The organism is Sorangium sp. So ce1335, from assembly GCF_051521615.1.
GTDB lineage: Bacteria > Myxococcota_A > Polyangia > Polyangiales > Polyangiaceae > Sorangium.
On record NZ_CP150363.1, the window covers coordinates 3,097,799 to 3,123,696 of the forward strand.

The window sequence follows — 25,898 nt, forward strand, 5'->3', positions numbered from 1 at the left end:
CGCGGCTCACCCGCCGAAGCCGCCGGCCGCCGCCTTCGAGAACGACGCGCCGCCCTGGCTGGCGCGCACCGCCGACTGGGAGAACAGCGCGAACGCCTTGCGGATATCGGCCGCGTCGCTCTTCGGCGTCAGGATCCAGCGATCCTCGATCCCCATGGCGCGGAAGACGGCGCGGAAGTCGGTGTTCCCGTCGTCGATGCCGATCGCCGCCACGATGTGGGACTCGGCCCGGCGCATGTCGCGGACGAGCGCGCACACGTCCTTCGCCTTGGCCCACGTCGAGCCCGCGTCGGCGCCGTCCGAGATGATCAGCGTCACGGTGCGGGCCGGGACGCCGCTCAGCGCGAACTCCTGCGCCTTCGCGATCACCGTGCCGAGGAGCACCACGGTCTGGTCGTAGAGCGGCGTGCCGAGCTGGGGATCGTAGTTCTTCGTGTCCATCTTCACCGCCTGGGTGATCGGGCAGTAGGGGTACAGCACCGTCCCGTTCAGGTACCGGTTGTGCGCCAGGATGGAGTCGCGCTGCCTGGAGTCGGCGAGGGCGCTCACGACGAGGTTGTGCCCGTCCCGCACCGCCCGGGAGTTGCCGGCGAACTTGATGGATCCCGAGTCGTCGGGCATCACCGTGACCAGCACCACCTCCGACGACGCGACGTCGTCCACCTGCACGCCGAAGCCGGCCTGGATCTGGGCGCCGAGGTCGGTGATGTGCAGCGCCTGCATCGCCTCGGGCGAGAGCGCGCCCTCGTCGCGCGCCGCCTCGAAGAGCTGCTCTATATCGAGATCCGTCCTTTTCCCGTCGTCCTTGCTCATGTTCATCGAAACCTCCACCGTCACACGTTTCAGAGCGCGCGAATTCCGGGGCGCGCCGCTAGACGAGCCAGCGCGCGATCGGGTCGGTGCTCTTCACCAGGTTCATCCCGGCCGCGGCGAAGCGGCCAAGCGCCCTGTCCGCCTCGGCGGTGAAGTCGGCCACGAAGCCGCCCTTGCCGTCGGGCACCGTGACCGACGACATGCAGTCGGTCATGACGTAGATCTTCTTCGCCAGCGCGCGGTCGGTCAGCGCGATCTCCGTCAGGATGTCCTCGATCGAGCTGCGCACGCAGTGGCTCGCGGCCTGGCCGGCGATGATCACCGCGTCCGCGTGGAGCAGCGTCTTCAAAAAGAGCGTGCTCCGCTGCGCCAGCGGCTGGCCGTCGTGCCGCGTGAGCACCTCGGGCTGCATCACCGAGTAGTTCTCGGTGAGCGGGTTGCCGCCCTTGACCTCCACCCACGACTGCACCCCGCGCGCGAACGCGTGGAACATCCGCGCCTCGTGCACCACCCCCGCGAGCGCGTGCCCGTCGCTGCCGAGGATGCAGTGCGGCGGCCACAGGTAGAGCTTGTACTTGCCCGCCTTCTCGAGCTCCTCGCAGTAGTACCGGACCTGCTTCATGAGCCACGGATAGCTCCCGCCGCACAGCCACCGCGCCACGGCCGGGTTCGGCCGCACCTCGCCCGCGTCGATCTGCGCCGTCGTGATCTCGCGGTGCGCGGCGAGCGGGCGGTCCTCGCGATCCACCCAGAAGGCCGGGAAGAAGATCTGGTAAGCAAAGTGGGTGTCCATCGTGACGGTGACGTTCGTTATGACCCCCAGGTTCCTGTAGATGAACTCGGCGATGCGGCGGCTGTCGTCGACCGCGCCCGTGCCGCTCCGGCCGGCGACGTAGAGCGAGCCCTGCGGGAAGCAGAAGTCCTTCTGCACGTCGATGAGCAGGAGGTGGACGTTCTGCGCGTCGGCGGCCGAGGGCTTCACGCCGTGCGCCTTCTTCCACGCGGCGGCCGCGCCGTGCAGCGCCTCCTGGTCGGGGTGATAACCCCACCGCTCGGCGTTCTTCGGATCGTAGAAGGCGGGAAGCGGGAGCTCTGTCGTTTTCATTGTCTCTCTCCTCTCGAGTGGCCCGCGCGCGCGGGCCGGAAGAACTGCCGTGGATTCACGCGATGCGAAGCAAGGTGATCGCCTGGGCGTCGACGACGAACAGCCCCTCGGGGCCGACGAGCAGCCGGGAAGCCTGGGTGACGAACGGCTCGGTGCCGGGGAACTGCCGCGCCTCGACGAGCGCTCCGCCCCGGACCTCGACGCGGACAACGCCGCTGTCGGTCGCCGCGAGCAGGAACCCCGACGCCGCGCACTTGCCGGTGAGCGCGCCGAGCCACGAGCCGCCCCCCGCCTCGGCGTCGGCGGCGGCCTCCACGGCGCCGTCCTCGCGCACGACGACGCAGCGGTGCACCCTCCGCCCGGCCTGCTCGGCGGCGAGGAACAGCCACGCGCGCCCGCGGCCGTCGCGCGAGCGCTCGCCGCCGGCCCCCGGCGCGGCGCCCGCGTCGAACACGCACGTGGCCGCGGTGAGCTTGCCGCCGGGGAAAGGCAGCTTGACCGTGTCCTTCAGGCCGGGCCGCTCGGCGTCGAAGACGAACGCGATCGAGACGCTCCCGGCCCGATAGAAGCCGAGCCCGAACCGGGGGCCCACCCAGAACATCGTCTGCCCGGCGAGGACGTCGCCCATCGCGACGGCGCCCGCCTCGCCCGAGAGCGCGGGCGCGGCGGGGCGGCCGCTGCGCAGGAGCTGGCCGCCGCGCGCCCAGTAGCGGGCCCGGTCGTTGACGTCGAAGACCGGCGTCGTCCCGAGGCAATCCACCTGGATCCGCTCGGGCGCGGCGCCCGGCGAGAGCACGACGAGCTCGCCGCCCCGGCCGATCAGCGTCGACCGGCCCTGGACCGCGAAGCGCATCGCGGGGTGGGGCGCGCCGGACATGACGACGGCGCCGTCCTCCCGCACGAAGCGCCCGCCCTCGTGCACGAGGGCCGAGAGCCCGCCCGCGCCGACCGACGCCGCGAGGATCACCCCGCGCGTGCTCAGGAGCCGCGTGGCGAGCACCTCGCCGTGGACCACGGTGGACTCCTTGACGGCGGCCGGCGCGGCGCCCGCGCAGGTGGGGCAGGCGGCGCGCGCGTGCTCGACGCCGCACGACGGGCACCTCGTCCAGGCGAGCGCGTCGAGCAGCCGGCGCGGGAACACGCCGCGCTCGTCCTTGACGAAGACGCGGTAGAGCGCGTCGAGCAGATCGTCGGGCAGGACGCGGTAGGGGATCGCCGGCCTCGGATACCGCACCTCGCTGTCGAACACGGTGATGCGGCGGAGCGGCCTCGCGCTCTCGGGCACCCGCGCCGCCGCGGACCGCGGCCGGAAGACGCCGCCATACGGCCCGACGCAGAGCAGGCTCTGCATGACCATCACGGCGAACGCGTACCAGTCGGAGTCGCGCGAATACGGGCGCGACAGCACCGGCCGGGGGAGGGAAGCGTCGCAGAGCAGCGGATCGACGAAGCGCTCGGTGAAGACCTGACAGAGGAACGGGCCGAACTGGAAGCTGTCGGCGTCGATGACGAACACCTCGCCGCCGGCGACGAGCACGTTGAGGTCGTTGAAGTCGCCGATCACCACGCCTCGGTCGTGGATCGCCGCGACGGCCCGGTGGAGCCGCGCGAGCACCGCAGAGGCGGTGGCCGCCGAGAGCCCGCCGTGGCGCATCGACGGCTCGCCGTAGCGCAGGAGCGGCTCCGCGCCGCGCACGAGGCGCATGGCGTAGCCGACGATGCGCTTTCTGGATCGGTCGGTCGCGAGCTCGACGGGCGCGATCACCTGATCGGGCAGCGCCGGCGGGAACGCGCGCAGCTTGTCCTGGTGGCGCTCGATGCGGGCCTCGGCGGCGCGCTGCTCGGCGTCCTGCCCGGCGTAATCCGGGTGATCGGGCGTCTTCCAGACCTTGATCGCGCGGCCGTCGCCGAGGTCGAACACGTCGGCCTCCCCGCCCTTGCCGATCGAGGCCCGGGGATCGAGCTTCACGCGCTTCGCACCGAGATAAACGTCCACCTTCGCCTCCTCCGGGCAATCGAACGCGAGCCAGCGCAATCGAGCTCGATCGAGCTCGATCCGCGGCGACCTGGCGCGTGAAGCGCCCCGCCGCCTCCCTCCGCGGCCGCTGCGCTCCCGCGCAGGGCCGCGCGTCAATCGAGGGCGCTCTGCGCCCTCCGCACGACGACCACCGTCGTGTCGTCGCGGAGCAGCCCGCCCTCGCGATGCATCCGCTCCTCCTTCCACACGGGCCGCGCCACCGATCGGTTGATGAGCGCGAGCCGCCGCCTCACCGCGTCGGGGTTCCGGAAATACCTGTCGTCCTCCCAGAAGCTCGACAGCGGGCCGACCTCGCCGCCGCCGCCCGGGAGCTGCCGGGACGACGACTCCAGCAGATCGACGGCGCCGTCGGTCCCGAGCAGGGCAGCCCGGAGCGCGCTCGACGGCAGGGCGCGGTGCACGGTGAAGCGCGGCGCCTCGCCGCCCGGCGGCCGGTCGAGCAGGCCATACGCGAGGTACGGGGGCTCGTCCCGCGGGAAGGGGCCGAGCCGCAGGACCTCGTCGCCGAGGGCGATGAGGCCGTCGCCGAGCGAGAACGCGCACGCCCTGCCGCCGGAGACCGCGAGGCCGACGACGGTGAAGAGGAAGTAGGTCGACACGACCTCGGCGAGGCTCCCGCCCATGCCGGCGGCCACCGCCCGGAGCGGCGCGAGCGCCCCGCGCCGCACCTCTTCCCATGTCTCCGGCGACTCGATGTCTCCGCCGCGCCGGAGCGCGCCGAGCACCTGCTCGACGACGAGCCGCGCGCCGAGCGCCGCGCCCACCTCGCTGCGCGCGCCGCTGCCGCAGCCGTCGCAGACGACCGCGGCAAGACAGCCGCCCTCGGCCCGGAACGCATAGGCGTCCTGGTTGGGCCGCCCGGCCGCGAGGTGGTCTGTCCCGGTCACCGTGCCTCCGGCGACCTGGAAGGCCGAGCCCCCGCCCACGTCAGCCAAGAAAGCGACCTCGCGAGACATGGAGTTCCCTTCTGCGCCCGGCGAGGGCGCGCTGCGTCCGGACATCGGGCAGACGGACCGGGAGGCGCGCGCCGCTCCCGACGCCAGCGCTCCACCGTCTGCTCCACCGTCCATGCCGGCCTGCGGCGCTCGCGCGCGGCGAGCCCTCGGCCGTTCGTGTGTCGTACACACCAAGCTTAGTGTTCGATATACACGTTGTCAAGCCGGGCGCCGGCGGACCGGCCGCCCTCGCCGCGCAGCGCGCGCCGGCGGCGGGGGCCCGAGGGCCGCCGGGGGTGGCGCGCGCCTAGATCTCGAAGCTGAAGCCGTCCCTCTCGAGCCGCTCGTACTTGCGACGGTCGAACCGGTAGAGCCGCGCCGCGCGGTGCGCGACGTCCTGCTCGACCTCGTCGAGCTCGACGAGCAGCCCGGTGCCGAGCGCCTTCTTGCGGAAGTTGCGCTTGTCGAGCGGGCGCTCGAGGATCGCCTCGTAGAGCCGCTGGAGCTGCGACAGCGTGAACTTCGGCGGCAGGAGCTCGAACCCGATCGGCCGATACCGCACCTTGCCCTTGAGCCGCTCCAGCGCGACGGCGAGGATCTCCTCGTGATCGAAGGCGAGCGCAGGCGTGTCGTCCACCGCGAACCACGCCGCCTCGCGCGCGTCGGTCGCCGCCTTGACCCGGTGATCCCCGAGCTTGACGAGCGCGTAGTACGCCACGGACACGACGCGCTCGCGCGGGTCGCGCCCGAGCGCGCCGAACGTGTAGAGCTGCTCGAGGAACACCCCCGAGAGCCCCGTCTCCTCCGCGAGCTCCCGCCGCGCGGCGTCGTCCAGCGCCTCGTCGACGCGCACGAAGCCGCCCGGCAGCGCCCACCTGCCGCGGAACGGCTCGAGCTCCCGCCGGATGAGCAGGACCTTGAGGTCCCCCTCGTCGAGGCCGAACACGACGCAATCCACCGTCAGCGCCGGCCGCGGGTGCTCGTACGATGCAGACATGAGACCTTCCGTGCCTCCGTGTGGCTCAACCACGGACCTTTGTGTGATCCGTACACCCCTGTCAACCCGCGCCGCGCGCGCGTCGTCTGCCCGGCGCGGGGCGCGCGGCGGGCGGCCTCTGGCGGGCTCCGGGGAAGCGGTGCGACATTTCCCTCCGCGGGGCCGAGAAACGCCCCGGCGACCGTCGACAAACTCTCGACGCGCAGCGCGCGCGCACGGTAGAAGGCTTCCATGACGGGGGAGGGAAGTCCGATGTCGATGACCGCTGCGGAGAGCCAGAATGAGCCCGAGGCGAGCCTCGGAGAGGCAGAGCTGCTCCTCCGGGCCCTCCTCGACAACCTGCCGGTCGCCGTGTGCAGGTACGACCGCGAGGGCATCTTCAGGTTCCACGACGGCAAGGGGCTGGAGGTCTCCGGCGTGCAACCGGGGGCGCACGTCGGCAAGAGCGTCTACGAGCTCTACGCGAGCGCGCCGGAGGCCGTGGAGTCCATCCGGCAGGCGATCGCGGGGAAGGGGTCGCACACCATCTCCGAGGCGCACGGCGTTACCTGGGAGACATGGGTCATCCCGGTGCGCCACGGCGGGGAGCCCGGCGCGGTCACCATCACCATGGACGCCACCGCGGCGCGGCAGCGGGAGCAGGAGCTGCGGAACAAGCTGGAGCTGATCGAGAAGCAACAGCGGGTGATCCGCGATCTGTCGACGCCGATCATCGAGGTCTGGGACAAGGTGCTGACGCTGCCGATGGTGGGGGTGGTGGACAGCCTGCGGATCTCCGAGGTGATGGACAACCTGCTGAGCGCGGTGGTGAGCAAGGACGCTCGGTTCGCGATCCTCGACCTCACGGGCGTGGACGCGGTGGACACGCGGACGGCGGGGTACCTCATCGAGATGATCCAGGCGATCCGGCTGCTCGGGGCGGAGGGGATCATCACGGGGATCCGGTCGAACGTGGCGCAGACGATGATCGCGCTCGGGCTCGACCTGTCCGGCGTCACGACGGTGGGCAACCTGCGCGCCGGCCTCAAGCTGTGCATGCAGCGAATGGCCAGGGCGGGCGAGGGGGGCGGCGCGCCCGCGAAGTGAGCGCCCGTGCGGGCGCGGATCCGCGGTGGATCGTGAGGCGCGCCGGCGAGACGAGCGCCGGCGCGCGGATCAGCGGTGGATCACGAGGCGCGTCGACGGGTCCTTGCGCGTGACCTGGACCGCGTGCCACCCCTCGGGCACGGGCGGCTCGGTCCAGTGAAATAGCCACTTCGCGTCGACAGGCGAGAGGTTCACGCACCCGCCGCTCTGCCCGTCACCCCAGTTGTTGTGCCAGTACGCGGCGTGCACGAGGTACTTGCTGAAGAAGTGCTGGCTCCACGGCACCTCCGCCTCGATCCAGTCGTCGGCGTTGACGTGGGGCGTGATCAGCGTCTTCGTCACCCACTTGCGGTTGATGCGGTACTGGCCGAGCGGCGTCGTCGACGGCGGCACGATCGACTCGGTCTCGGTCTTCTCCGGCTCGTCGGCGCCGTTGCGCCCGGCCGAGATGAGCGTCGCGAAGACGGGCCGGTCGTCCTCGTAGGCGATGAGCCAGCCCTCGAGCGCGGCGATCTCGATCCACGTGTTCCTCGGCCCCTCGGCCCGCGCCTCGGGCGCATCGCCGCCGAGCCGGATGGGGCGCCCCCAGGGGTTGCGCGACTTGCGCGGCTTGATGACGACCGCGTCGCGCTCGAGCACCCAGTGCCCGTCGTCGCGGGTCTCGAGGTAGGTGAGCTTGCCGACCCGCCGCGATTTGCCCGTCAGCCCGACCCGGTCGAGGCGCTCCCACACGGCGTCCGTCTTCTCGAGCGCGTCCCCCTCGGTGAGGCGGTACTTGGGGCGCGGCTTGCGGCGGAAGAACGCGAGGGGGAGGCGCTCCTCGGAGGTGAGGTGCACGCCCTCGAAGGTGGCGCCCTCGTACGGCTTGACCTTGTCCTTCGGAATGAACGTGAGATCGGACGCCCAGAGCCACGTCGCGCCGCCCGCCTCGACCTCCCTCGTCCACGCGACCGACGATCGCGGGCGGACCGTCATGTGCCGCCTGTCGTGGATGCCCGACGGCCACTCCGGCGTCTCGAAGCCATCGACCTCGAAGAGGCGCTTGAGCCCGAGCGACTCGCCGTAGCGGTACGGCAGCGGCTGATCCACGAGCGGGGCGTGGGGGGCCAGCGTCTTCAGCATCGGGTCGGCCGGGTCGAGCGTGGCGCGGTCGCCGTCGACGCAGACGTAGCCGCGCGGCTCGACGGCGTAGAACGCCGGGCAGTCGCCCGAGCCCCGGACGGGCTCGGCGCTCTTCAACAGCACCGAGCCGCCGATCGAGAGCTGGCCGATCCACTGGGACTTCGGGCGCGGGGCCGCCCGGATCATCACCTCGCGGCTCTTCGAGTACACGCGGGCGGCCTCTGCGGCCGGCGCCGGCTCCGCGGCGGCCGGCGAGGGCGCGACCGCGGCGGCCGGCACCACCGGCGAAGGCCCGGGCACGACCGCCGGCGCGACGGCGCCCGCCGGGCGGTCGCCGGCGGGCTCCGCGACCGCGACGCCGGCGCTCCCCGACGGGCCGGCGCTCGAGCCGGCCTCGTGCCGCGACGACGTGCACCCGACGAGCCACAGGACGCCGAGGGCGGCGGTACAGAAGCGGCCGGACATAGGCACGCCACCCTAGCACGTTCGGCCTGTACGGCGGAATGACCTGCCAAACTGGAATCGCGGCGCGCCTGCGGGGCGCGGGCGGTCGAACACGGCTGCGCGTCATCGCGCGTGCCTCCTCCTTCCTCCTCTCACGCTCCCTCGGCCGCCATGATTTTGATCGCCGCGGGTGTCACGCTTGCCCCCGCTCGCGCCTAGAGCCGATGAAGGCCGGCGACGACAGCCGGTCAGAGAACAAGGAGAACGCTCATGCGTCGTTGGCTCAAGGTGACCCTGATCGCCGCCGTCCTCGGAATCCCCACGGCGGCCTACGCTGGCACGCAGCTCATGGACGGCTGTCCGTGCGGCGATTGCCCCTGCCCGGACTGCCCCTGCGGCTGAGCGGCTGAGGACAGGCACCGTTGGAACCGCGCGCGCGATCGCTGCTCAACGCGTCGATGAGACGCCTGGCTGACGGCGATCGCGCGGCGTTCGATGCCGTCTATGCCGCCCTGTGGCCGGCCATCAGCGCGTTCTGCCGGCGCATGCTCGGGGGCGAGGCGGACGCCGAGGACGCGGCGCAGCAGGCGCTCCTCAAGGTCTTCGACCGCGCCAGCTCGTTCGACCCCGAGGCGGACGCGCTCACCTGGGCGCTCGCGATCGCGGCGTGGGAGTGCCGCACGGCGCGACGGCGGCGAGCCAGGTCGCGCGAGGCGCCGGGCGAGCTCGCCCCGTCGGTCGCGGCCGACGCGCCGACGCCGGAGGACGCGGCGATCGCCCGCGATCTGGACGACGCGGCGCGCGAGGTGCTCGGCACGCTGGCCGAGGCGGATCGCGAGACGCTGCGGGCGACCGTGCTGGAGAGCGACCGCGACCCGTCGGTGTCGGGAGCGGCGTTCCGCAAGCGCCGCGAGCGCGCATTTGCCCGCCTCCGGGAGGCGTGGAGGAGGATCTATGGGACCTGAGGCGACCGCGCGCCTGAACCTGAAGGAGAAGGCCTACCGCGCGTACGAGCGCGGCAGGGCGCGGCAGGCCGCCTTGGCGGCGGCCCCGACGATCGCGGTGGCGCTCGTCGCCGCGCTGATGAGCGATCGCCCGCTCACGACGGCCGCCATCGGCGCGGCGCTCTACATCGCGGCGGCGCTGCTCTTCTGGCGGGGGCGACAGCTCGCGCGGGGCGTGCTCCCGGGGGTCGCGGCGGGGCTCGTGCCGTTCGCGGCGGCGCACGCGGCGCGCATCTACGGCCACCTGTGCACGCCGGAGGGGTGCGTGTCGATCTGCGTCCCCGCGTGCCTCGCGGGCGGGGTCGCGGCCGGCGTGCTGCTCTCCCGGGTGCTGCGCCGGTCCGAGCGGCTCGGGGCCTCCTGGGCCTCGGCGTGCGGCGTCGCCGCCCTGACGGGCGCGCTCGGCTGCGCGTGCGTCGGCTTCGGCGGCGTCGTCGCCCTCGCGGCGGGGCTGCTCACCGGCACCGCGCCGCTCGCGCTGCGCCCTGCGCGCGGCGGCGCGTGACGCGCCGGCGGCGTCCCCGTCAAGGCTCGACGCGGCACCTCGCGCTGCACCCGTCGCCGCCCGTCGTGTTGCCGTCGTCGCACGTCTCGAGCCCCTCGACGTCGCCGTCGCCGCACGCGATCGCGGGGTCGATCAGCGCGCGGCGCAGCGTGAGGTCGTCCCGCAGGGCGCCCATGTTGGCCATGAGCTCGCTCACGTCGCGCCGGGTCGCCTCGCCGGCGCTCGCCTTGCCGACCACCTCCGCCGCCTGATCGACCACCGCGAGCAACGCGCGCTCGTCCCAGGCCTCGACCGCGACGCGCGCGAGCTCCGCGCGGAACCGCTCGTCGAGCGCCGGGATCGCCCGGATGCGGCCCGGGAGCACGGCGACGGGCGCCGTCTCCGTGTCGAACCGCACGTCGTCCAGGATGCGATCCATCCCGTGGGGGAGGAACACGAAGCGCCCGTCGACAGGGCTCCTGTAAAGATAGTAGTTGTTCGCCCGGTACGCGTAGCCGTCCCAGTGACCCATCAGCGCCTCGAGGGCGTAGGTCGTGATGAACCGATCCAGGTCGAGCCGCTGGCTCACCTGCGCCGCGAGCTGCTCGTCCGGCGCGTCGCGGATCGCGTCGGCGAGCGCGCGGAGCGCGGCCGCCCCCGCGTCCTCCCCGCCGTCGAGCTCCACGGCGTCGATGTCGTGGACGAAGTCGCCGCAGCACGGGCCCTCGTAGACCGCCCCCTCGTCGTTCCCCCGGCCGAAATGGCGCCTCAGGAACCGCTTGTCGACCGCCTCGGTGACGACGTAGATCCCCTGGTCGACGCCGTTGAGCTTCACCACCGCGTGCGCGACGCGCGCCGCGGGCACCCCGGCGCGGGCGTGCAGCTCCGCGCCGATCTGCTCGCGGAGGAACGTCGGGTCCTGCTTTGCGTTGTTCAGCAGGAGCTTGTTGAGCCCGCGCAGCTCCGTCTCCTCGTTGAACTCGTCGAACTTGATGCTGAAGCTCGGCTTGTCGGAGAGCTCCTCGAGCTTGTTGCCCTTCTGCCGGATCCCGGCGCCGCGGACGACCTCGCCGTCGTAGACCACGCTGCACGGGACGCGCGCCTCGTCGTCCGTCGCGAGCTGGTCGAGATAGGCCTCGTCGACGGTGATCTCGACCGTGTGGAGCACCGCCCGGTCGAACACCGCCGCCGAGGCGTACCCCTCGTCAGCCGGGCAGCCGCTCTGGCTGGCCACGACGACGAGGAGGAGGAGAGGGGAAGCGCTGCGGGGTCTCATCGCCTACGGCGTATCACCCCGCGCGCGTGGGCTCGAGGGCGATCGCGGGCCGGCGTGCCTGCGCGGAGAGCGCCGCGAAGGGGCGCCGGCGTGTCAGGGCGTCAGGGCGAAGCAGTAGATCCCGCCGTAGCCGCCGCCGGACCCCACGCCGTTCGCGCCCGGCGCCGGTCCCCCCGCGTCCACGAGGTTGACGCTCGGCGCGCACCCGGGCGCCTCGTGGGCCGAAATCCAGTGGGCCATGTTGATGCCGCCCACGCCGCCGCCGCCGCCGAAATTCCTCGGCCACGAGTGCCCGACGCGCGGTTTCCCGGAGGCCCTGTCGCCCGACGCGCTCGTCCAGTCGTTGCACGTCGCCGTCGCGCCGAAGAGCCGCCCTTGCGCGTCGCTCCCCGTCATCGTGTCGTGGTTGTCGACCTCGTCCTGGCTCGGGTCGGGCTGGTGGTTGGGGACGCCATCCTCGTTCGGCAGATCGTCCCCGATGGCCCCGTCGGCCCCGCGGGGGCGCTCGTTCACCAGCTCCGCTTTGTTGCTGGCGACCAGCCGGCCGAGCCGGTCGTACCAGGGGCCCTCGCCGATGCGGTCGATCGCGTTGACCTGGTTGCCGTCCTCGCCCGCCGCGGCGCTGAGGAACGCGCGCCACGTCTTGCTCCCCGCGCCGGGGAGGCTCTTGTCGGCGATCGTCGCGCAGATCTTGTCCGCGCCGCGGAGGCCGGCCCCGGGGCCCGTCTCCCCGAAGCGGAGATCGCCCCCGAAGCCGTCCTGGGAGCCCGACAGCTCCCGCATGGCGGCGAGGCTGGTCACGAAGAAGCTGAACGGCTCCGTCGTCCCGCCGCCCGAGGAGCTGCTGCTGGTGGCCATGGCGCCGCCGCTGGTGGCGGAGCCGCCGCCGCTGGTGGCGGAGCCGCCGCCGCTGGTGGCGGAGCCGCCGCCGCTGGTGGTCGTGGCGCCGCCGCTGGTGGCGGAGCCGCCGCCGCCGGTGGCGGAGCCGCCGCCGCTGGTGGCGGAGCCGCCGCCGCTGGTGGCGGAGCCGCCGGAGCTCGACGACGCGCCGGTCGCGTCGTCGCTCGAGGCCTCCGAGCCGCAGCCGAGCACGTGCGAGAAGAGCGCCATCGTGAGAGGGAGCCACAAGGTGCGATAAGCAAATGTCATGGTGTCGATTCCCTTGTCCTCTTCGAGCCAGGTTGTTCGTCGCGTCGTGTCCGGCTGATCGCGGGGCCGGCATGCTGGAGCGCGAGCGCCGCGCGGAGCCGCCTCACGGCGCGCCGGCGGCCGCCCCGCGGCCGGGGTAGGGGCGCGCTTGCTTGATGTAGAGCGTCGCCGGCTCGCCCGGGTTCGCGTCGTCGTCGTACTTGAACTCCACATCCATCGCGTACCAGCCGTTGTTGCCCGCCGCGGGCCCGTACGCGGGGGAGAACCGCTCATGGATGGCGTCGAGCGCCACGCCGAGCTGGTGGACCTGCGCCGCCGTGAGGACCGTCTGGCCCTCGGGCATGAGGCTCGAGTGGGTGAGGTACGTGACAGGCTGGTTCGGCTGGTTGAAGAAGTAGAGGAACTCGTCGTTCGTCACGCCAGGGGGCGGGGCCACGACCTCCACGTCGCCGCCCGATTGCACGTTGACGTAGAACGCAGGCTGGACCCCGGCCGTGTCGAACGGGTTGTTGGTGATGGCCACGCCGTTCGCCTCCTCGTCCGGGAAGTTGTGGTGTACGAGCAACGCCATCCCGATGGTCCTGTGATCGATGCCGTAATAGGTGCGCTCATCGAAGGTCCGGAGCTTCCAGGCGCTCGCGTACGTCTTGCGGATGGCGTCGAGGACGTCCTCCCAGTCGGTCGGATCGCCGGTGTTCGAGTCGTAGCAGCCGGCGCACGGGAACCCGTCGAGATCCTCGCTGTTCGTGCTGGTGCGGAAGCGTATCGGGTGCCCGGCATACTCCGCCTCGATCTTCGCCCTGAGGAGGTCCTGGAGCTCGGCGTCGACGGGCGCGCTCTTCATGGCGTCGCGGAGCGCCTTCAGCCCCTTGTCGCGGACCGCCGTGTCGGTGTTGAACTGCGGATCGGCGAGCAGCGCCTCGATCTGCTCGTAGAAGCCGTTCTGCTTCATGAACAGGTCGTAGTAGTAGACCGGGATCGAGAACGCCTTCTGGATCGGGACCTCGGGGATCCTCGCCAGGATGGAGTAGTGGGCCGACTTGCCGCCGAAGGCGAGGACGGCCTTCTTGATCGCGTCCCGGAGCGGCTCGCCGTCCGGCGGATCGGGGGTCACCTCCTCGATGTCGCGCAGATCGGTGACCGTCAGATCCAGCTCGGGGAGCGTGACGGGCTCGGGCTTGTGCGCCTCCCAGAACGCCTCGGCCTCCGCCTGGGTGACCTCGCGGACGCTCCAGGACGACGGCCCCGCGGTGAGCTCGACCAGCTTGTCCTTCAGCGCGAGCAGCTCCGGGTGGCTCATCGCGTCGCGCAGCCCCATGTTGGGCGTGCGCCGGTTCTGGGAGAGCACGTTGACGTGCGAGAGCGGCGTCTGGAACTCCTCGGTGATGATCCCCTGGACGACGGAGATGTCGTTGGGCGCCTGGTCGAGGACGACGATGTCCTGGTGGGAGAGGTACTCGTCGGCGAGATCCGCCGCCTTCGCGAAGCGGAGCCGCCCCACCGCCGTGCCGAGCGAGAGCGGCTGGTAGTCGATCCCGGCGTAGAGATCGCCGGTGCTGACCACGGGGATGTCGGCGGGGAGCTTCTGCGCCTCGACCGCCACGGCCTCCGACGTGGGGTGGAAGGCGAGCTTCGAGCCGAAGAACGAGGCCCCCTGCACCGCCTTGAACAGGGCGGTGATCATGTCCGCAGACGCGGTGTCGTAGGGCGAGAGCTCGAGCGCCCACACGTCGGGACCCTGGTAATGCGTCACCGCGCCGAGGACGAAGCGGCGATCCGGCGTGAAGTACTCGGTCGCGTTGAACTCGGCGAGGGGAGGGACATAAGGCAGCGCGTCGCCGGAGAGGTGCGATGAAACGAAGTCGTAGTGGATCTGGTAAAGCACGCTGTTCTGGAAATACAGCGCGTCTTGATCGGCGCGATCCAGGACCACCTTGACCGAGCGCGCGCCGGGCAGGCTGGCGTCGACGGGCGCCGACGCGAGCGCCTCGAAGTCCGCGGCGCACCCCACGCGCTTCAGGAACTCCGTCGACCCGTCCTCGCTCGTACGTTCGCAGACCTCTGCGGTCGCGCCGGGCTCGTCGGACGAGCCGCCGCACGCGCCCGGCAGCGCCGCGGCGAGCAGGGCGAGCGCGAGGATCGACGTGATGCGATTGCGATGAACCATGAATCCTCCTGAGACAAGTAAGCTGATCGAGGGGACGCGCGGCGGTGCGCCTGCGTCAGGGCGTCAGGGCGAAGCAGTAGATCCCGCCGTAACCGCCGCCGGATCCGACCGTGGGCACGTCGAGCTGCGGCGGCCCCATCTCCACGAGGCTCACGCCCGGCGCGCACCCCGACTCGTCGAGGGACGACATCCAGTTGGCCATGTTGAAATCGCCGCCGGGGCCGCCGGGGCCGCCGCCGGGGAAGCCGGGCCCGCCGCCGGGGAAGCCGGAGCCGCCGCCTTCTCCGAACCCTCCTCCGAAGTCCCTCGGCCACGAGTGTCCGACGCGCGGCCTCCCCTCGACGTCCCTGTCGCCCACCGCGGACGTCCAGTCCTTGCACGTCGCCGTCGCGCTGTAGAGCCTGCCCTCGTCGTTGGTCCCCGTCAGGATATCGTGGTTGTCGACCTCGGGCTGGCTCGGATCGGGCTGGTGGTTGGGGACGCCGTCCTCGTTCGGCAGATCGTCGATGATCGCCTCGTCGGCCGCGATGGGACGATCGTTGAGCAGCTCCGCTTTGTTGTTGGCGACCAGCCGGCCGAGCCGATCGTACCAGGGCCCCTCGCCGATCCGGTCGATCGCGTCGACCTGCTTGCCGTCCTCTCCTGCCACGGCGCTCAGGAACGCGCGCCACCCCTTGCTCCCCGCGCCCGGAAGGCTCTTGTCCGCGATCGTCGCGCAGATCTTGTCCGCGCCGCGGAGACCGGCCCCCGGGCCCGTCTCTCCGAAGCGGAGATCGCCCCCGAAGCCCTCCTGCGAGCCCGACAGCTCCTGCATGGCGACGAGGCTGGTCACGAAGAAGCTGAATTTCTCGGTCGTGCCGCCGCCGGCGCCGGTGGTGGTCGTGGCGCCGCCGCCGGTGGTGGTGGTCGTGGCGCCGCCGCCGGTGGTGGTCGTGGCGCCGCCGCCGGTGGTGGTCGTGGCGCCGCCGCCGGCGCTCGACGACGTGCCGGTCGCTCCGTCGTTCGAGACCTCCGGGTCCGATCCGGAGCAGCCGACGACGGGTGAGAACAGCGCGAGGGCGAGGGGCAGCAAGGAGAGGGAGCGATAAGCGATGGTCATGGTCTTCGTTCCTTTTTATCTATCAAGCTGGACTGGTCGTCGCGCCGGGGACCGGCGAGGCTCACTGGCAGGTGAGATCGGGCTGGCAGGTCTGGCCCTCGGGGCACTGGGAGCTGTCGTTGCACGAGGTGAGCCCCGCGATCACCACCGACCGCTCGATCTGGGACGAGATGACGAGATCGACCCGGCCTTGCTGGATCGTCGTGGAGCCCACGGCCCTGCGCGTGACGACGATCGTCGGGAAGCCCGCGACGCCGAGGTCGAGGAGCTGCGTGACGAGCGCCGCCGGCAGGTCGAGCGAGCCGGTGTCCTCGGCGGAGCACTCGATCATCCCCTTCGTGCCCCCGTGATGGCTGATATCGAGCTTCACGTAGATCTCCGAGATGCCGGCCTGCCCCGGCGGGGTCCAGGCGAGCTGCACGCCCTGATCGGGCTCGATGTGGATCGCGTCGTTCAGGAGCTCCAGGGGGCTCACGCCCTTCGACTCCACCGCGAAGGCGCTGAAGAAATCGCCGCTCGCCTCCAGGCGAACCGTCTGTCCCTCGTCGGCGGGCGGATAGCCGAGCTTCACGCCGGCGGGCGGCTGGTAGTTGTTCGCCGTGGGTTTCATGACGAAGGCCGCCTCGCCCGACTCGAGGTTCAGGCCGGTCACCGTCACGTCTCCGGCGCTGTGCGCGGCCGGGTAGGCCTGGCACGTGTCGTCCTCCACGCAGACGGCGCTGCCGCCGCAGGGCTGGTTGCAGAACGGGACGCGCGGCGTGAGGAGCCGACAGCTCCCTTCCTCGGCCGCGAGCTCCCAGATGATCTGGGAGGGCGTGGTCCCGTCGTAGATCTTGCCGAGCACCGCGGTGGTCCCCGCCGGCGCGCCGTCCCCCGAGGCAGGGGACGAGCGCACCTGAAAGGCGCCGATGAGGCGCGTGGAGTCCCCGGTCGCGCCGTCCGACCCTCCGGCCCCGTCGGGGGGACCGGGTTCCGGGGGGTTGTTGCCGGTCGTCGTGGTCGAGCAGCTTGCAGACAGGAGGCTCAAGACCCCGCCGAGGGCGCTGACGCGCCACTCGCCGCGGGAAAGGAATTTTACAATTCGAAGGATTTTTTGCGTCATCTCGATGACAAGGTGGTGGCCTCGCGAGATGGCGGGTCAAAGTTTCTTGCGGGCGGCGTACCGCGCGGGGGCCGGCGATCGCGGGGCCGCGCGGGCCCTGCGGTCACCTGGCGCCGAGCTCGGACAGGCGCGCGCGCAGCCGGGGCGCGTGGACGCTCTCGCCGTGGCGGGAGAGGAAGTCGGCGATGGCCGCGCGCTCGTCGGCCGTGCGCCCGAGCCGACGAAGGCTCTGCGCCCGGCCGACGCGTGCCTCCGCGGCGAGGGGGCCGCCGCCGCCGGCGAGGTAGCGCTCGAAATGGGCGAGCGCCTCGGCCGCCTTGCCCTTGTGGAGCGCGAGCTGCCCGAGCGACACGAGGGCGGCGCGCGCCTCGGGGCTGGACGGGTGCTGCGCGATCAGCTCCCGGTACGCGGCGCTCGCTTCGGCGCTCTTCCCCTGCGCGAGCCGGGACTGCGCGCGCAGGAGCAGCGCCTCGGCGCTCGCCGCGGGCGGCTCCGCGCGCGGTCTGGGCGGCGCGCGGCCGGGGGCATCGGCGGCGCCGGCGGCCGCGGGGGCGCCGGCGGCCGCGGGGGCGCTGGCGGCCGCGGGGGCGCCGGCGGCCGCGGGGGCGCCGGCGGCCGCGGGGGCGCTCGCGGCCGCGGGGGCGCTCGCGGGGGCGCCGGCGGCCGCGGGCTCGCCGGTGGCGTCGGCGGCCGGCGCGGGCTCTCCCGCCGCGCCCACGCCGGGCGATGGCCCTGCCGGCGGCGTGGCGGCGGGGGCCTCGCGCGGCGCGCCGCCCGGATAGATCGCCCCGCTCCCGCCCGGCGCGGGCGGCTGCGCAGGCCCGTCGAGCAGCTCGGCCGCCAGCGCGACGAGCAGGGTCGCCGCGACGGCCACGCCGGCGATCGCCCCCGCGAACCCGCGCCGCAGCGACGGCCGCGGCGCCGCGCGCGGCCCGGCCGCGCTCGCGGGCGCGCGCTGGGCCGAGGCGCGCTCGAGCACGCGCTCCAGCATGGCCGCGTCGCTCAGCTCGCGGCCGTCGCCGCGCGGGTCGCCGAGCTTGCCGAGCGCGGCCCAGAGCGGCGCCTCCACGCGCAGCTCGGGGTCCTCCTGCTCGGCGCGGCGGAGCATCTCCGCGTCCTCCGGTCCGAGCGGCCCGCCGCGCGCCTCGGCGGCGAGGAGGGCGGGAAGGCGGTCCAGGTCGATCTCGGACTTCGGCGTCCCTGTCATGCTGTCCTCTTGCGGCCGACGGCGATGTCCTGGCGCACCTGCTTCCGGAGCGCGCCGATCCCCAGGCGGAGCCTGCTCTTCACCGTGTCGGGGCTGACGTCGGTCATTCCGGCGATCTCCTCGATCGAGTAGTCGAGCGCGTGGTGCAGGACGATCACGTCGCGCTGCGCCTCCGGCAGCGCGTCGAGGTACGCGCGCGCGTCGCGCGGGAGCGCCTCGAACGGCGGCTGGTGCGGCGCATGGGCGACCTCCTCGTCGATCGCGCTCTCCGGGGCGACCGGCGCGCCGTCGCGCCGCCGCTGCTTGACGTACCGGAGGATCGTCCGGACGGCGATGCGCCTGGCCCAGGCCTCGACGGTCGCCTCGCCGCGGTACGTCGATGCGCTCTCGAGGATCGCGAGCAGGGCGAGCTGCGCGGCGTCGTCGGCGTCGGCCGAGCTGCGGAGGAACGCGCGCGCGATCCGGCGGACCCGCGGCAGCACGTGCGTCATGAGCCAGGCCTGGGCCGCGGGATCCCCCGCGCCGGCGCGGCGCATCCGCTCGAGGTCGGGCGGCACGGGCGCCGCGGGCGGGGGCGCGGGGCGCGTCATGGCGCTGGCGAGACGCAGGTCGGGCAGCGGGCCGAGGCTCGCGCGGAGAGCTCGTGAGTGCTCGGCGTCCATCGCCGCGATCTGGTGCGATGCCCGCCCCGAACCGGGTCAATTTTCTTTCGGTGCCGGCTCACGCGGCGCGGGCGCTCACCGGCTGGCCCCACCCGCGGCCGCAGGCGGCGTCGGCAGGCCGAGGCCGACCTCCAGCCCCAGGCCGGCGAGGAACCGAACCCGGTGGGGCTGCAGCGCGAGGTCCGGGTGCACGGAGCCGTCGGGCTGCGTCAGGAGGAAGTCCACGCCGAGCGTCGCCTTGATGCGGAGCCGCTCGGTGAGCGGGTAACCGAGCTCCGCGACCGGCGCGACGCTGACGAGCACGTCGGTCTGGGTCTCCAGCGGCGGCGTCTCCTGCGGCGCCATCCGCTGCCACGTCGTCGGCGGCGGGGCGCCGTAGGGGGGCGGGGGCGGGAAGCGCGGCGGGGGCGGCGGCGGGAAGCGCGGGGGCCAGGGGGGCGGCGGGAAGCGCGGCGGCGGGGGCGGCGGCAGCGCATGGCCGGGCGGCGGCTGGGCCGGCGGCTGCGGGGCCGCCTGCGGCTGCCGGGCCGGCGGCTGCGCGCCGCCCTGGGGGATGCGCTGGACGACATCGACGGTGGCGCGCGCCCCGAGCTGGAGATCGAGGCCGAGCGGCAGGCGGAGCCGGAGCTGGCCGGTCGTCGTCACCGGGTGGCGCGCGAGGTCGAACTCGAACCGCTCGTCGCCGAGGGTCGCCGCGGGCATCAGCTCGTAGCCGAGGCCGACGACGGCGCGATCCACGGGCGCCCAGGAGGCGCGGAGCGCCGCGGCGCTCTGCCAGGGCGCCTCGCCGCTGAAGTTCGCGCCGGTGTAGCCCGCGAGGACGGCGACCGTGGGCAGCCGGTCCGGCGGGCGGTGGGCTCCCGGCTGGGCCGCGGACGGCCCCGGGCGCGGCGGCAGGTGCGCGGCCGCCGCGGAGGCGAGGGGCGCGCCGGCCGCGGCGGCGAGGGGCGCGCCGGCCGCGGGCGCCGCGGGCGCCGCCGTCGCGGTGGAGACAGCGGCCGCGGGCGGAGCTGCCGGGTCCGCCCCGGCCGAGGCGACGTTCACCTGGGCGAGCGCGGCCACGTGCCCCTCGCGGAGCTCCTCGGCGACAGCGCCGGCGATGTTGGCGAGCGACTCGAGGGCCGTGGCCGTCTGCCCGGGCGCGACCGGGATGCGCCGGCCGTAGATCTGGTGGCCGTCGCGCTCGACAACGAACAGGGCGAGCTCGCCCGTCGACCCGGCGTCGACCCAGAGCACGCCCCGCGCGTCCCAGGCGTCGGCGAGCGCGCGGGCGTCGGGGAGGAACTGCGCCAGCGCCGGCCTCGGCGCGCCGGGACGCACGATCTGGAGGTGGATCCCGAGGGGCCGGATGTGGGCCGCGACGAGGTCGATGGCCCGCGTGTTCATGCGGTCGGCGCTCGGGGAGGCGGCGAGGACGAGCACCGGCCTGCGGGCGGCGCGGGGCTCGTTCGCCGCAGCCGGCAGGGCGAGGAGCGCGCACGCGACCGCGCACGCGGCCGTTCGGGCAGCGCGGAGGGCGAGCGCGGACGACCCAGCCGGCACGGGCTATGAAACTTACCAGTGTTTCCCTGGGCGCACCATCCCCTGCCTCGTGCGGGACAGGCTCCTGTCGCGGCGTCTGTCCCTGGATTGCGCCGTCGGAGGGAGCATCGATGATGAAGCACGCGAGGAGTTTTCCTCTGTGTCTGTCCGTCGCCGCGGGGCGGTCTTGCGCGCTGCTCCATCGACGAGGCGCGCGCCCTCGCTCCGGCCGTGCTCTCCGCGCGGACGTCGCTGTAGGCTCTGCGGATGCCGGAAGCCGTGCGCAAGCGCATCCTGCTGGCCCTCCTCGTCGTGGCCGCCGTCCCGATCGGCCTCATCGCCCGGTTCCAGGGCGGTCCGGCCTGGCTGCGCAACAGCGCTGGTGCGGTGCTCTACGTGGTCGTGTGGATCGCCGCGGCGCAATTCGTGTGGATCTCGGCGCGCACCCATCGGCTGGCGCTCGCCGTGCTCGCCGCCACGTGCACGATCGAGCTGCTCCAGCTCAGCGAGGCGCCCTGGCTGTTGGCCGCGCGCAGCACCCTGCCGGGGCGGCTCCTGCTCGGCGGAAACGGCGGATTCGACCCCGCGGACTTCGCGCTGTACGGACTCGGCTGCGTCCTTGGCCACGCGCTCTGCCGGCCGCTCCGGGCCTCGGCATGAGGCCGGCGCGTCGGCGGCCTGGACGCGCGCGGCGGCGAGGCGCCCGCACTGCGAGGCGCGCGCCGCGGCGAGCCGCGCGGTTGCGACGTGCGCCGGGAGGGGCCAGGCTGGCGCTCGCATCACCCAGCAGAGGAGGAGGCGACGTCCATGACCGAGGCTCACCACACCGGCGGCTGCCTTTGCGGCGCGATCCGCTACCGCGCGCGCGGCGCGCCCTCGAGCACCAATCTTTGCTATTGCACCCAGTGCCGGCGGCAGAGCGGCTCACCCATGCCGGCCTTCGCCACCTTTCCTGACGAGCGCTTCGAGCTGCTCTCCGGCTCGCCCGCGACCTACCGGTCCTCCAGCATCGCTGTCCGCCAGTTCTGCTCGACCTGCGGATCCGCGCTGTTCTGGCGCCGCGACGGGTCGCGGGAGATCGATATCTTCCTTGGCACGATGGACCGGCCCGGCGACCTCCCGCCCCCCGCATTCCAGAGCTGGACCGTGCACCGCGTCCCCTGGCTGCCGCCCATCCCGGGGGCCACCGACTACCGCGGGAGCAAGACCGGCAGCCCGAGCTGAGCCGCGCCCCCCCGGCACCGCCCGCCGCGCCGCGCCCCGGGGGCCGGGCTGGTCAGCGAGCCGTGGCGCCGGCGATCCTCTGCGCCTCAGGCCTCCTCGCCGCCCTGACCTCCGCCGGCCGCCTGTCTGGCCTCCTCCTCGGCGATCTTCGTTCGCACTTCGTCCATGTCGAGCGAGCGCACCTTCTCGATCACCTGGTCGAGCGCCGACGCCGGCAGGGAGCCCGCCTGCGCGAAGAGGAGGACCTTCTCGCGGAAGATGAAGAGCGTCGGGATGGAGCGGATGTTGAAAGCCTGGGCCAGCTCCTGCTGCTCGTCGGTGTTGATCTTCGCGAACACGAGGTCCGGGTGCTTCTCGGAGGCCTTCTCGAAGACGGGCGCGAAGACCCGGCAGGGGCCGCACCAGGGCGCCCACCAGTCGATGAGGACGATGTCGTTCGAGTCGACCGTCTGCTCGAAGTTCGCCGCGCTGAGCTCTGTGGTACTCATCCACGGAGCATAGCCCCGAAACCCACCCGTGTCCCCGGGCGATGGGCCAGGCGGCTCAAGGCGGCTGAGCCCGTATCGCCGCGCAGATCCATCCGAGGCGAGCGTGCCGGACAGGGGGAGTGGTGTCGTCCGGAAGGCCACGCGCGTCGAGCCTCCGAGCCACGGCGGCACAGGGGGGCATTCGTTGTCTCGCCGCTCTCCGCCGCGCCCTCCGCGCCGCTCGACAACGGCCCGCCCCTCCTGCGATCGTCGTCGGCGATGGACAGGACCGGGCGCCTCTTCGCGCTCATGGATGCGCTCCGGCGCCACCGGCGTCCGGTCACCGCGGCGCGGCTCGCGGAGGAGCAGGGCGTCTCGGTGCGCACGATCTACCGCGACGTGCAGGCGCTGATCGGGCTCGGCGCGCCGATCGACGGCGAGGCGGGCGTCGGCTACGTGCTGCGGCCCGGCTTCTTCCTGCCCCCGCTGATGTTCACCGCGGAGGAGCTCGAGGCGCTCGTCCTCGGCGCGCGCTGGGTCGGCGCGCAGGCCGACGAGGGCCTCGCGGACGCCGCGAGCTACGCGGTGGCCAAGATCGCGGCCGCCTCGCCCGACGACCTCCGCCGCCGCATCGACGACACGGGGCTCTGGCCGGTCGTGCTCGCGTGGTCCGGCGCCGCGCCGCAGCCCGTGCTCGGCCTCGTGCGCAAGGCGATGCGACAGGAGCGCGCGCTCGCGATGCGCTACGCGAGCGAGTCGGGGAGCATCACCGAGCGCGACGTCTGGCCGGTGCAGATCGCCTACTACGAGGGCAAGCAGATCATCGCGGCGTGGTGCTGCCTGCGCGGGTCGTTCCGGCACTTCCGCGCCGATCGCGTCGTGAGCCTCGCGCTCACCGCGCAGCCCTACGGCAAGCCGCGCCGGACGCTCACGAAGGAGTGGCGAGAGGACTGGGAGCGCCGGGGCAGCGCGCCGGCATAGGCCCGCGGGCGCGCGGCGCGATCGCGTCGCGCGCGCTGCTGCCACGGGTTGTCAGGAGGGGTGGCGCAGGCTCCTCGGGTCCACCGCGGGCAAGGAGCCCACGAGGATCCGGGCGCCGCTCGCTGCCGCGAGGCGCGCGATCCCCGCTCCAGGCCCGCTCCAGGCCCCCGGAAGCGACCGTGGGTGGAGAGGCTGCCGGCTCGCCGGCGACGAATACAGGAGCACAGGAAAAAACCATGAAGATCCTTGTCACAGGCGCGACCGGCACCGTCGGCCGCGAGATCGTCAAGCAGCTCGTCGAGGGCGGGCACCATGTCCGCGCGCTGAGCCGCAACCCTGGCAAGGCGAAGCTCCCCGCGGGCGTCGAGGCCGTGGGCGGCGACCTGACAGCGCCGGAGACGTTCGCGGCCGCGTTCGAGGGCGTCGAGGCGCTGCACCTGATCAACTTCGGCGGCGAGGAGTATGCGCCGCTGGAGACAGGGGAGCAGATCGTCGCGCTCGCGAGGAAGGCCGGGGTGCGGCGCATCACGGTGCTGCTCGGCGGCTCGTCCGCCCCGCTCGACGCCGCGGTCGCGTCCAGCGGGATCGACGCGACGTTCCTCCAGCCGGTGGAGTTCATGGCGAATCACCTCGAGTGGGCGGCGTCGATCCGCGGCGAGGGGGTGGTGCGCGAGCCGTTCTGCGACCGGCTGAGCGCGGCGGTCCACGAGGCCGACATCGCCGCGGTCGCCGTCGCGGCGCTGACGCAGGACGGCCACGCCGGCAAGACGTACACGCTCACCGGGCCCGAGGTGCTGAGCCTGCGCCAGAAGATAGACCTCCTCGCCGCCGCCGCCGGGCGCGAGATCGAGCTCGTCGAGCTGACCGAGCAGCAGGCGCGCGAGCGGTGGGCGGCGGCGGGGTTCTCGCCCGAAGCCATCGAGTTCTTCGTGGAGATCTACGGGAACACGCCGGAGATCGGGCGCACCGTCGTCCCGACGGTCGAGCAGGTGACAGGACGGCCGGCGCGCACGTTCGCGCAGTGGGCGGCGGAGCACGCGGCGGCGTTCGCGGCGTAGCGTGAGCTGCTCGCGCAGGTCCGGCCCTCTCCGCTCGAGCCTCGTTATCCAGGAGAGCGGCTGGACCCGCCGGCGCTGGATTGCGCGGAGTGGGCTGAACCAGGCGTACGCGCGCTCAGCGCTGGATTGCGCGGAGCGGGCTGGTACAGGCGTACGCGCGCTCAGCGCTGGATTGCGCGGAGCGGGCCGAACCAGGCGTACACGCGCTCAGCGCTGGATTGCGCGGAGTTCGATTCTATCAGTTTGGACGGCCAGCTTGCCGTGGTGAGAGGGCGACTTCATAGATTCACGCGGAGCCCCGTGCGGGGGATTCCACGCTGCCGATCGTCGACTCACCTGGAGAATCGAGCCATGACAGACATCAATACGCCGAGAGATGAGCAGAAGACCACGGGCCGCAAGCTCGTCGTGCTCAGCCCTACCGTGAACATCCCTGTGATGACGAGCGCCCTCGAGGCGGTCGGCATGGACGTCGTGGTGGCCTCCCAGTACGGCGGCGCCGTGCCGCCGGAGAAGATGGAGACGGCCGACGCGATCGTGTTCGACAGGCTGCAGATGATGGTCGTCGCCGACACCTCGCCGGCGGCCCTCACGGTCATGGACGAGCTGATGAAGCGGGGCGTCATCCTCTCCGTGGAGGACGAGGGGTACGTTTACGCCATCGGCGCGCCCGCCCTGCACCCCTCGCAGCGAGAGTACCTGGATGGCTATCGGGCCGGCGTGAACGGGCTGGTCGACCACCTGATCACCGGCGGCGCGCCTGCCGCGACGCAGGGGTACGCGAGAGAGGGCTCCGCGCGCGGCGAGCGCCCGAGCGGCGTCCGCGAGGGGAGGCCGGACCGTGAGCTCCACGAACCAGGGACGAGACCGCAGGATCAGGGGGACATGACCTGGGGTCTCAACGCGATAGGGATGGAGAAGTCCCCGTTCACGGGGCGCGGGATCCGGATCGCCGTCCTCGACACCGGTCTTGATTCGAACCATCCGGACTTCCGGGGTCGGAAGGTCGTTTTCGAGTCCTTCGTGCCGCGCGAGACGGCCCAGGACGTGGCCGGTCACGGCACGCACACGGCCGGCACCGCCTGCGGGCCGCAGTCCGCGACGCAGGGGCCGCGCTACGGCGTCGCGCACGAGGCCGATCTCTTCATCGGCAAGGTCCTGGGCGGCCGACAAGGCTTCGGCCAGGAGGGCTGGATCATGAACGGGATCAACTGGGCCCTGAGCAACGGGTGCCGCGTCATCTCGATGTCCCTCGGGAGCGAGTCGCCTCCCAGCAACATGTACCGGATGCTCGGCGAGCGCGCCCTGCGCGAGAACGCGATCATCGTCGCCGCGGCGGGCAACGCCAGCCACCGCTCCCAGGGCCACATCGCGCGCACAGGCTCGCCGGCGAACGTCGATACGATCCTCGCGGTCGCGGCGCTCGACAGCAACCTGCGGGTCGCGGATTTCTCGAGCGGCGGCAAGATCGACATCGCGGGGCCAGGCGTCGACGTGCACTCGTCGTGGCCGCTGCCGCAGGGCTACAACACGATCAGCGGCACCAGCATGGCGACCCCGCACGTGGCGGGCGTCATCGCGCTGATGATGCAGGCCGATCCGCACGCGAGCGCCCGGGAGATCTGGCAGCGGCTGCAGGCGAACGCGCGCAGGCTCAACGCGCCCGCCACGGACGTCGGCGCCGGCCTCGTGCAGGCGCCGACGTCCGCGAGGACAGAGCCGGAGAAGCCGATCGGCAAGCAGGGCGCGTCGGCCCCCTCCTCGCCGCCCGCGCAGGGTCAGGACTCCCTCGTGGAGAGCGGCAGCGGCCAGCCCCCCTCGGCGCGAGAGTCCAGCACCCGGTAATCCCGCGGAGCCGAGCCCACCTGGCGCCGACGCCGCCGTCGTGGCGAGGCCAGGCGAGCGGCGCCCGCTTGTCGGCGGCGGGCGCCGCATCATGAAGGAACACGCAGCCTGT

25 protein-coding genes are annotated in these 25,898 nt (G+C 73.1%); 10 read left to right on the forward strand and 15 right to left on the reverse strand.

Annotation, left to right across the window (positions count from 1 at the left end; all coding sequences use genetic code 11):
* Nucleotides 1-6: 6 nt before the first annotated feature.
* The 5 genes from WMF24_RS11580 to WMF24_RS11600 form a co-directional block, all read right to left on the reverse strand.
* Entirely contained in the window at nucleotides 7-819 is an 813-nt protein-coding gene (locus WMF24_RS11580) for a hypothetical protein (protein ID WP_437736452.1), read from the reverse strand.
* Between the two features lie 52 nt (nucleotides 820-871).
* Nucleotides 872-1,918 carry a nicotinamidase gene (locus tag WMF24_RS11585; RefSeq protein ID WP_437736453.1) on the reverse strand — a complete coding sequence of 349 codons (1,047 nt, stop codon included), beginning with the start codon at nucleotides 1,916-1,918 and terminating at the stop codon, nucleotides 872-874.
* Between the two features lie 55 nt (nucleotides 1,919-1,973).
* A complete protein-coding gene (locus WMF24_RS11590; protein ID WP_437736454.1) occupies nucleotides 1,974-3,914 on the reverse strand; it encodes a hypothetical protein in 1,941 nt (646 codons plus the stop codon).
* A 134-nt stretch (nucleotides 3,915-4,048) separates the two neighbouring features.
* Nucleotides 4,049-4,882: a protein phosphatase 2C domain-containing protein gene (locus tag WMF24_RS11595; protein WP_437738792.1), complete on the reverse strand. Its 834-nt coding sequence runs from the start codon at nucleotides 4,880-4,882 to the stop codon at nucleotides 4,049-4,051.
* A gap of 316 nt (nucleotides 4,883-5,198) precedes the next feature.
* On the reverse strand, nucleotides 5,199-5,888 hold the full coding sequence (locus WMF24_RS11600; RefSeq protein ID WP_437736455.1) for an NUDIX hydrolase: 690 nt from the start codon (nucleotides 5,886-5,888) through the stop codon (nucleotides 5,199-5,201).
* Nucleotides 5,889-6,140: 252 nt separating this feature from the next.
* Here WMF24_RS11600 and WMF24_RS11605 point away from each other — a divergent pair, with 252 nt between their 5' ends.
* Nucleotides 6,141-6,974 carry an STAS domain-containing protein gene (locus WMF24_RS11605; RefSeq protein WP_437736456.1) on the forward strand — a complete coding sequence of 278 codons (834 nt, stop codon included), beginning with the start codon at nucleotides 6,141-6,143 and terminating at the stop codon, nucleotides 6,972-6,974.
* Nucleotides 6,975-7,043: 69 nt separating this feature from the next.
* Here the strand turns inward: WMF24_RS11605 and WMF24_RS11610 are convergent, their stop codons facing one another.
* Nucleotides 7,044-8,561, reverse strand: coding sequence for a L,D-transpeptidase (locus WMF24_RS11610; RefSeq protein ID WP_437736457.1), 1,518 nt, complete (start codon nucleotides 8,559-8,561; stop codon nucleotides 7,044-7,046).
* A 249-nt stretch (nucleotides 8,562-8,810) separates the two neighbouring features.
* On the opposite strand from WMF24_RS11610, the gene WMF24_RS11615 reads away from it, so the two are divergent.
* From WMF24_RS11615 to WMF24_RS11625, 3 genes are read left to right on the forward strand one after another with little or no spacing between them, the layout of a single operon-like run.
* Nucleotides 8,811-8,942 carry a hypothetical protein gene (locus tag WMF24_RS11615; protein WP_437736458.1) on the forward strand — a complete coding sequence of 44 codons (132 nt, stop codon included), beginning with the start codon at nucleotides 8,811-8,813 and terminating at the stop codon, nucleotides 8,940-8,942.
* 56 nt (nucleotides 8,943-8,998) lie between these two features.
* On the forward strand, nucleotides 8,999-9,505 hold the full coding sequence (locus WMF24_RS11620; protein ID WP_437736459.1) for an RNA polymerase sigma factor: 507 nt from the start codon (nucleotides 8,999-9,001) through the stop codon (nucleotides 9,503-9,505).
* The gene (locus WMF24_RS11625) at nucleotides 9,495-10,049 is read left to right on the forward strand and encodes a hypothetical protein (RefSeq protein WP_437736460.1); all 555 of its coding nucleotides are present in this window, start codon (nucleotides 9,495-9,497) and stop codon (nucleotides 10,047-10,049) included. The genes WMF24_RS11620 and WMF24_RS11625 overlap by 11 nt, the downstream gene beginning before the upstream one ends.
* Nucleotides 10,050-10,068: 19 nt before the next feature.
* On the opposite strand, the gene WMF24_RS11630 is transcribed toward WMF24_RS11625, so the two are convergent.
* Complete coding sequence (locus tag WMF24_RS11630; protein WP_437736461.1) at nucleotides 10,069-11,304, reverse strand: CotH kinase family protein; 1,236 nt, start codon at nucleotides 11,302-11,304, stop codon at nucleotides 10,069-10,071.
* Nucleotides 11,305-11,397: 93 nt separating this feature from the next.
* On the reverse strand, nucleotides 11,398-12,087 hold the full coding sequence (locus WMF24_RS11635) for a hypothetical protein (RefSeq protein WP_437736462.1): 690 nt from the start codon (nucleotides 12,085-12,087) through the stop codon (nucleotides 11,398-11,400).
* Between WMF24_RS11635 and WMF24_RS11640 the strand changes: the two genes are divergently transcribed.
* Entirely contained in the window at nucleotides 12,086-12,442 is a 357-nt protein-coding gene (locus tag WMF24_RS11640) for a hypothetical protein (protein WP_437736463.1), read from the forward strand. The two genes, WMF24_RS11635 and WMF24_RS11640, sit on opposite strands and share 2 nt — an antisense overlap.
* Nucleotides 12,443-12,556: 114 nt before the next feature.
* On the opposite strand, the gene WMF24_RS11645 is transcribed toward WMF24_RS11640, so the two are convergent.
* From WMF24_RS11645 to WMF24_RS11670, 6 genes are all read right to left on the reverse strand, one after another.
* A complete protein-coding gene (locus tag WMF24_RS11645; protein ID WP_437736464.1) occupies nucleotides 12,557-14,620 on the reverse strand; it encodes a PEP/pyruvate-binding domain-containing protein in 2,064 nt (687 codons plus the stop codon).
* Nucleotides 14,621-14,675: 55 nt separating this feature from the next.
* Nucleotides 14,676-15,719 carry a hypothetical protein gene (locus WMF24_RS11650; RefSeq protein ID WP_437736465.1) on the reverse strand — a complete coding sequence of 348 codons (1,044 nt, stop codon included), beginning with the start codon at nucleotides 15,717-15,719 and terminating at the stop codon, nucleotides 14,676-14,678.
* 61 nt (nucleotides 15,720-15,780) lie between these two features.
* Nucleotides 15,781-16,746, reverse strand: coding sequence for a hypothetical protein (locus WMF24_RS11655; RefSeq protein ID WP_437736466.1), 966 nt, complete (start codon nucleotides 16,744-16,746; stop codon nucleotides 15,781-15,783).
* Between the two features lie 178 nt (nucleotides 16,747-16,924).
* Nucleotides 16,925-18,028 (reverse strand): tetratricopeptide repeat protein, encoded by a 1,104-nt coding sequence (locus WMF24_RS11660; protein ID WP_437736467.1) that lies wholly within the window; start codon nucleotides 18,026-18,028, stop codon nucleotides 16,925-16,927.
* Nucleotides 18,025-18,618, reverse strand: a complete 594-nt coding sequence (locus WMF24_RS11665; protein WP_437736468.1) for an RNA polymerase sigma factor — start codon at nucleotides 18,616-18,618, stop codon at nucleotides 18,025-18,027. The genes WMF24_RS11660 and WMF24_RS11665 overlap by 4 nt, the downstream gene beginning before the upstream one ends.
* A 147-nt stretch (nucleotides 18,619-18,765) precedes the next feature.
* Entirely contained in the window at nucleotides 18,766-20,232 is a 1,467-nt protein-coding gene (locus tag WMF24_RS11670; protein WP_437736469.1) for a hypothetical protein, read from the reverse strand.
* A 246-nt stretch (nucleotides 20,233-20,478) separates the two neighbouring features.
* Between WMF24_RS11670 and WMF24_RS11675 the strand changes: the two genes are divergently transcribed.
* The gene (locus tag WMF24_RS11675) at nucleotides 20,479-20,871 is read left to right on the forward strand and encodes a DUF2809 domain-containing protein (RefSeq protein ID WP_437736470.1); all 393 of its coding nucleotides are present in this window, start codon (nucleotides 20,479-20,481) and stop codon (nucleotides 20,869-20,871) included.
* 147 nt (nucleotides 20,872-21,018) lie between these two features.
* Complete coding sequence (locus WMF24_RS11680) at nucleotides 21,019-21,435, forward strand: GFA family protein (RefSeq protein ID WP_437736471.1); 417 nt, start codon at nucleotides 21,019-21,021, stop codon at nucleotides 21,433-21,435.
* 86 nt (nucleotides 21,436-21,521) lie between these two features.
* On the opposite strand, the gene trxA is transcribed toward WMF24_RS11680, so the two are convergent.
* Entirely contained in the window at nucleotides 21,522-21,923 is a 402-nt protein-coding gene (gene trxA / locus WMF24_RS11685) for a thioredoxin (protein ID WP_437736472.1), read from the reverse strand.
* Nucleotides 21,924-22,181: 258 nt separating this feature from the next.
* On the opposite strand from trxA, the gene WMF24_RS11690 reads away from it, so the two are divergent.
* From WMF24_RS11690 to WMF24_RS11700, 3 genes are all read left to right on the forward strand, one after another.
* Entirely contained in the window at nucleotides 22,182-22,883 is a 702-nt protein-coding gene (locus WMF24_RS11690; protein ID WP_437736473.1) for a helix-turn-helix transcriptional regulator, read from the forward strand.
* Nucleotides 22,884-23,119: 236 nt separating this feature from the next.
* Nucleotides 23,120-23,941: an NAD(P)H-binding protein gene (locus WMF24_RS11695; RefSeq protein ID WP_437736474.1), complete on the forward strand. Its 822-nt coding sequence runs from the start codon at nucleotides 23,120-23,122 to the stop codon at nucleotides 23,939-23,941.
* 351 nt (nucleotides 23,942-24,292) lie between these two features.
* The gene (locus tag WMF24_RS11700) at nucleotides 24,293-25,786 is read left to right on the forward strand and encodes a S8 family serine peptidase (RefSeq protein ID WP_437736475.1); all 1,494 of its coding nucleotides are present in this window, start codon (nucleotides 24,293-24,295) and stop codon (nucleotides 25,784-25,786) included.
* The last annotated feature ends 112 nt before the right edge of the window (nucleotides 25,787-25,898 follow it).

Bases quoted from the DNA above. Each gene is read 5' to 3' on its own strand.
- WMF24_RS11635 (WP_437736462.1), bottom strand. From the start codon at position 12,087: ATGCGGGAGCTGTCGGGCTCCCAGGACGGCTTCGGGGGCGATCTCCGC.
- WMF24_RS11700 (WP_437736475.1), top strand. From the start codon at position 24,293: ATGACAGACATCAATACGCCGAGAGATGAGCAGAAGACCACGGGCCGC.
- WMF24_RS11580 (WP_437736452.1), bottom strand. From the start codon at position 819: ATGAACATGAGCAAGGACGACGGGAAAAGGACGGATCTCGATATAGAG.
- WMF24_RS11610 (WP_437736457.1), bottom strand. From the start codon at position 8,561: ATGTCCGGCCGCTTCTGTACCGCCGCCCTCGGCGTCCTGTGGCTCGTC.
- WMF24_RS11615 (WP_437736458.1), top strand. From the start codon at position 8,811: ATGCGTCGTTGGCTCAAGGTGACCCTGATCGCCGCCGTCCTCGGAATC.
- WMF24_RS11665 (WP_437736468.1), bottom strand. From the start codon at position 18,618: ATGACGCGCCCCGCGCCCCCGCCCGCGGCGCCCGTGCCGCCCGACCTC.
- WMF24_RS11675 (WP_437736470.1), top strand. From the start codon at position 20,479: ATGCCGGAAGCCGTGCGCAAGCGCATCCTGCTGGCCCTCCTCGTCGTG.
- WMF24_RS11620 (WP_437736459.1), top strand. From the start codon at position 8,999: ATGAGACGCCTGGCTGACGGCGATCGCGCGGCGTTCGATGCCGTCTAT.
- WMF24_RS11650 (WP_437736465.1), bottom strand. From the start codon at position 15,719: ATGACCATCGCTTATCGCTCCCTCTCCTTGCTGCCCCTCGCCCTCGCG.
- WMF24_RS11630 (WP_437736461.1), bottom strand. From the start codon at position 11,304: ATGAGACCCCGCAGCGCTTCCCCTCTCCTCCTCCTCGTCGTCGTGGCC.
- WMF24_RS11600 (WP_437736455.1), bottom strand. From the start codon at position 5,888: ATGTCTGCATCGTACGAGCACCCGCGGCCGGCGCTGACGGTGGATTGC.
- WMF24_RS11645 (WP_437736464.1), bottom strand. From the start codon at position 14,620: ATGGTTCATCGCAATCGCATCACGTCGATCCTCGCGCTCGCCCTGCTC.
- WMF24_RS11585 (WP_437736453.1), bottom strand. From the start codon at position 1,918: ATGAAAACGACAGAGCTCCCGCTTCCCGCCTTCTACGATCCGAAGAAC.
- WMF24_RS11625 (WP_437736460.1), top strand. From the start codon at position 9,495: ATGGGACCTGAGGCGACCGCGCGCCTGAACCTGAAGGAGAAGGCCTAC.
- trxA (WP_437736472.1), bottom strand. From the start codon at position 21,923: ATGAGTACCACAGAGCTCAGCGCGGCGAACTTCGAGCAGACGGTCGAC.
- WMF24_RS11640 (WP_437736463.1), top strand. From the start codon at position 12,086: ATGGCGGCGAGGCTGGTCACGAAGAAGCTGAACGGCTCCGTCGTCCCG.
- WMF24_RS11605 (WP_437736456.1), top strand. From the start codon at position 6,141: ATGTCGATGACCGCTGCGGAGAGCCAGAATGAGCCCGAGGCGAGCCTC.
- WMF24_RS11680 (WP_437736471.1), top strand. From the start codon at position 21,019: ATGACCGAGGCTCACCACACCGGCGGCTGCCTTTGCGGCGCGATCCGC.
- WMF24_RS11660 (WP_437736467.1), bottom strand. From the start codon at position 18,028: ATGACAGGGACGCCGAAGTCCGAGATCGACCTGGACCGCCTTCCCGCC.
- WMF24_RS11690 (WP_437736473.1), top strand. From the start codon at position 22,182: ATGGACAGGACCGGGCGCCTCTTCGCGCTCATGGATGCGCTCCGGCGC.
- WMF24_RS11695 (WP_437736474.1), top strand. From the start codon at position 23,120: ATGAAGATCCTTGTCACAGGCGCGACCGGCACCGTCGGCCGCGAGATC.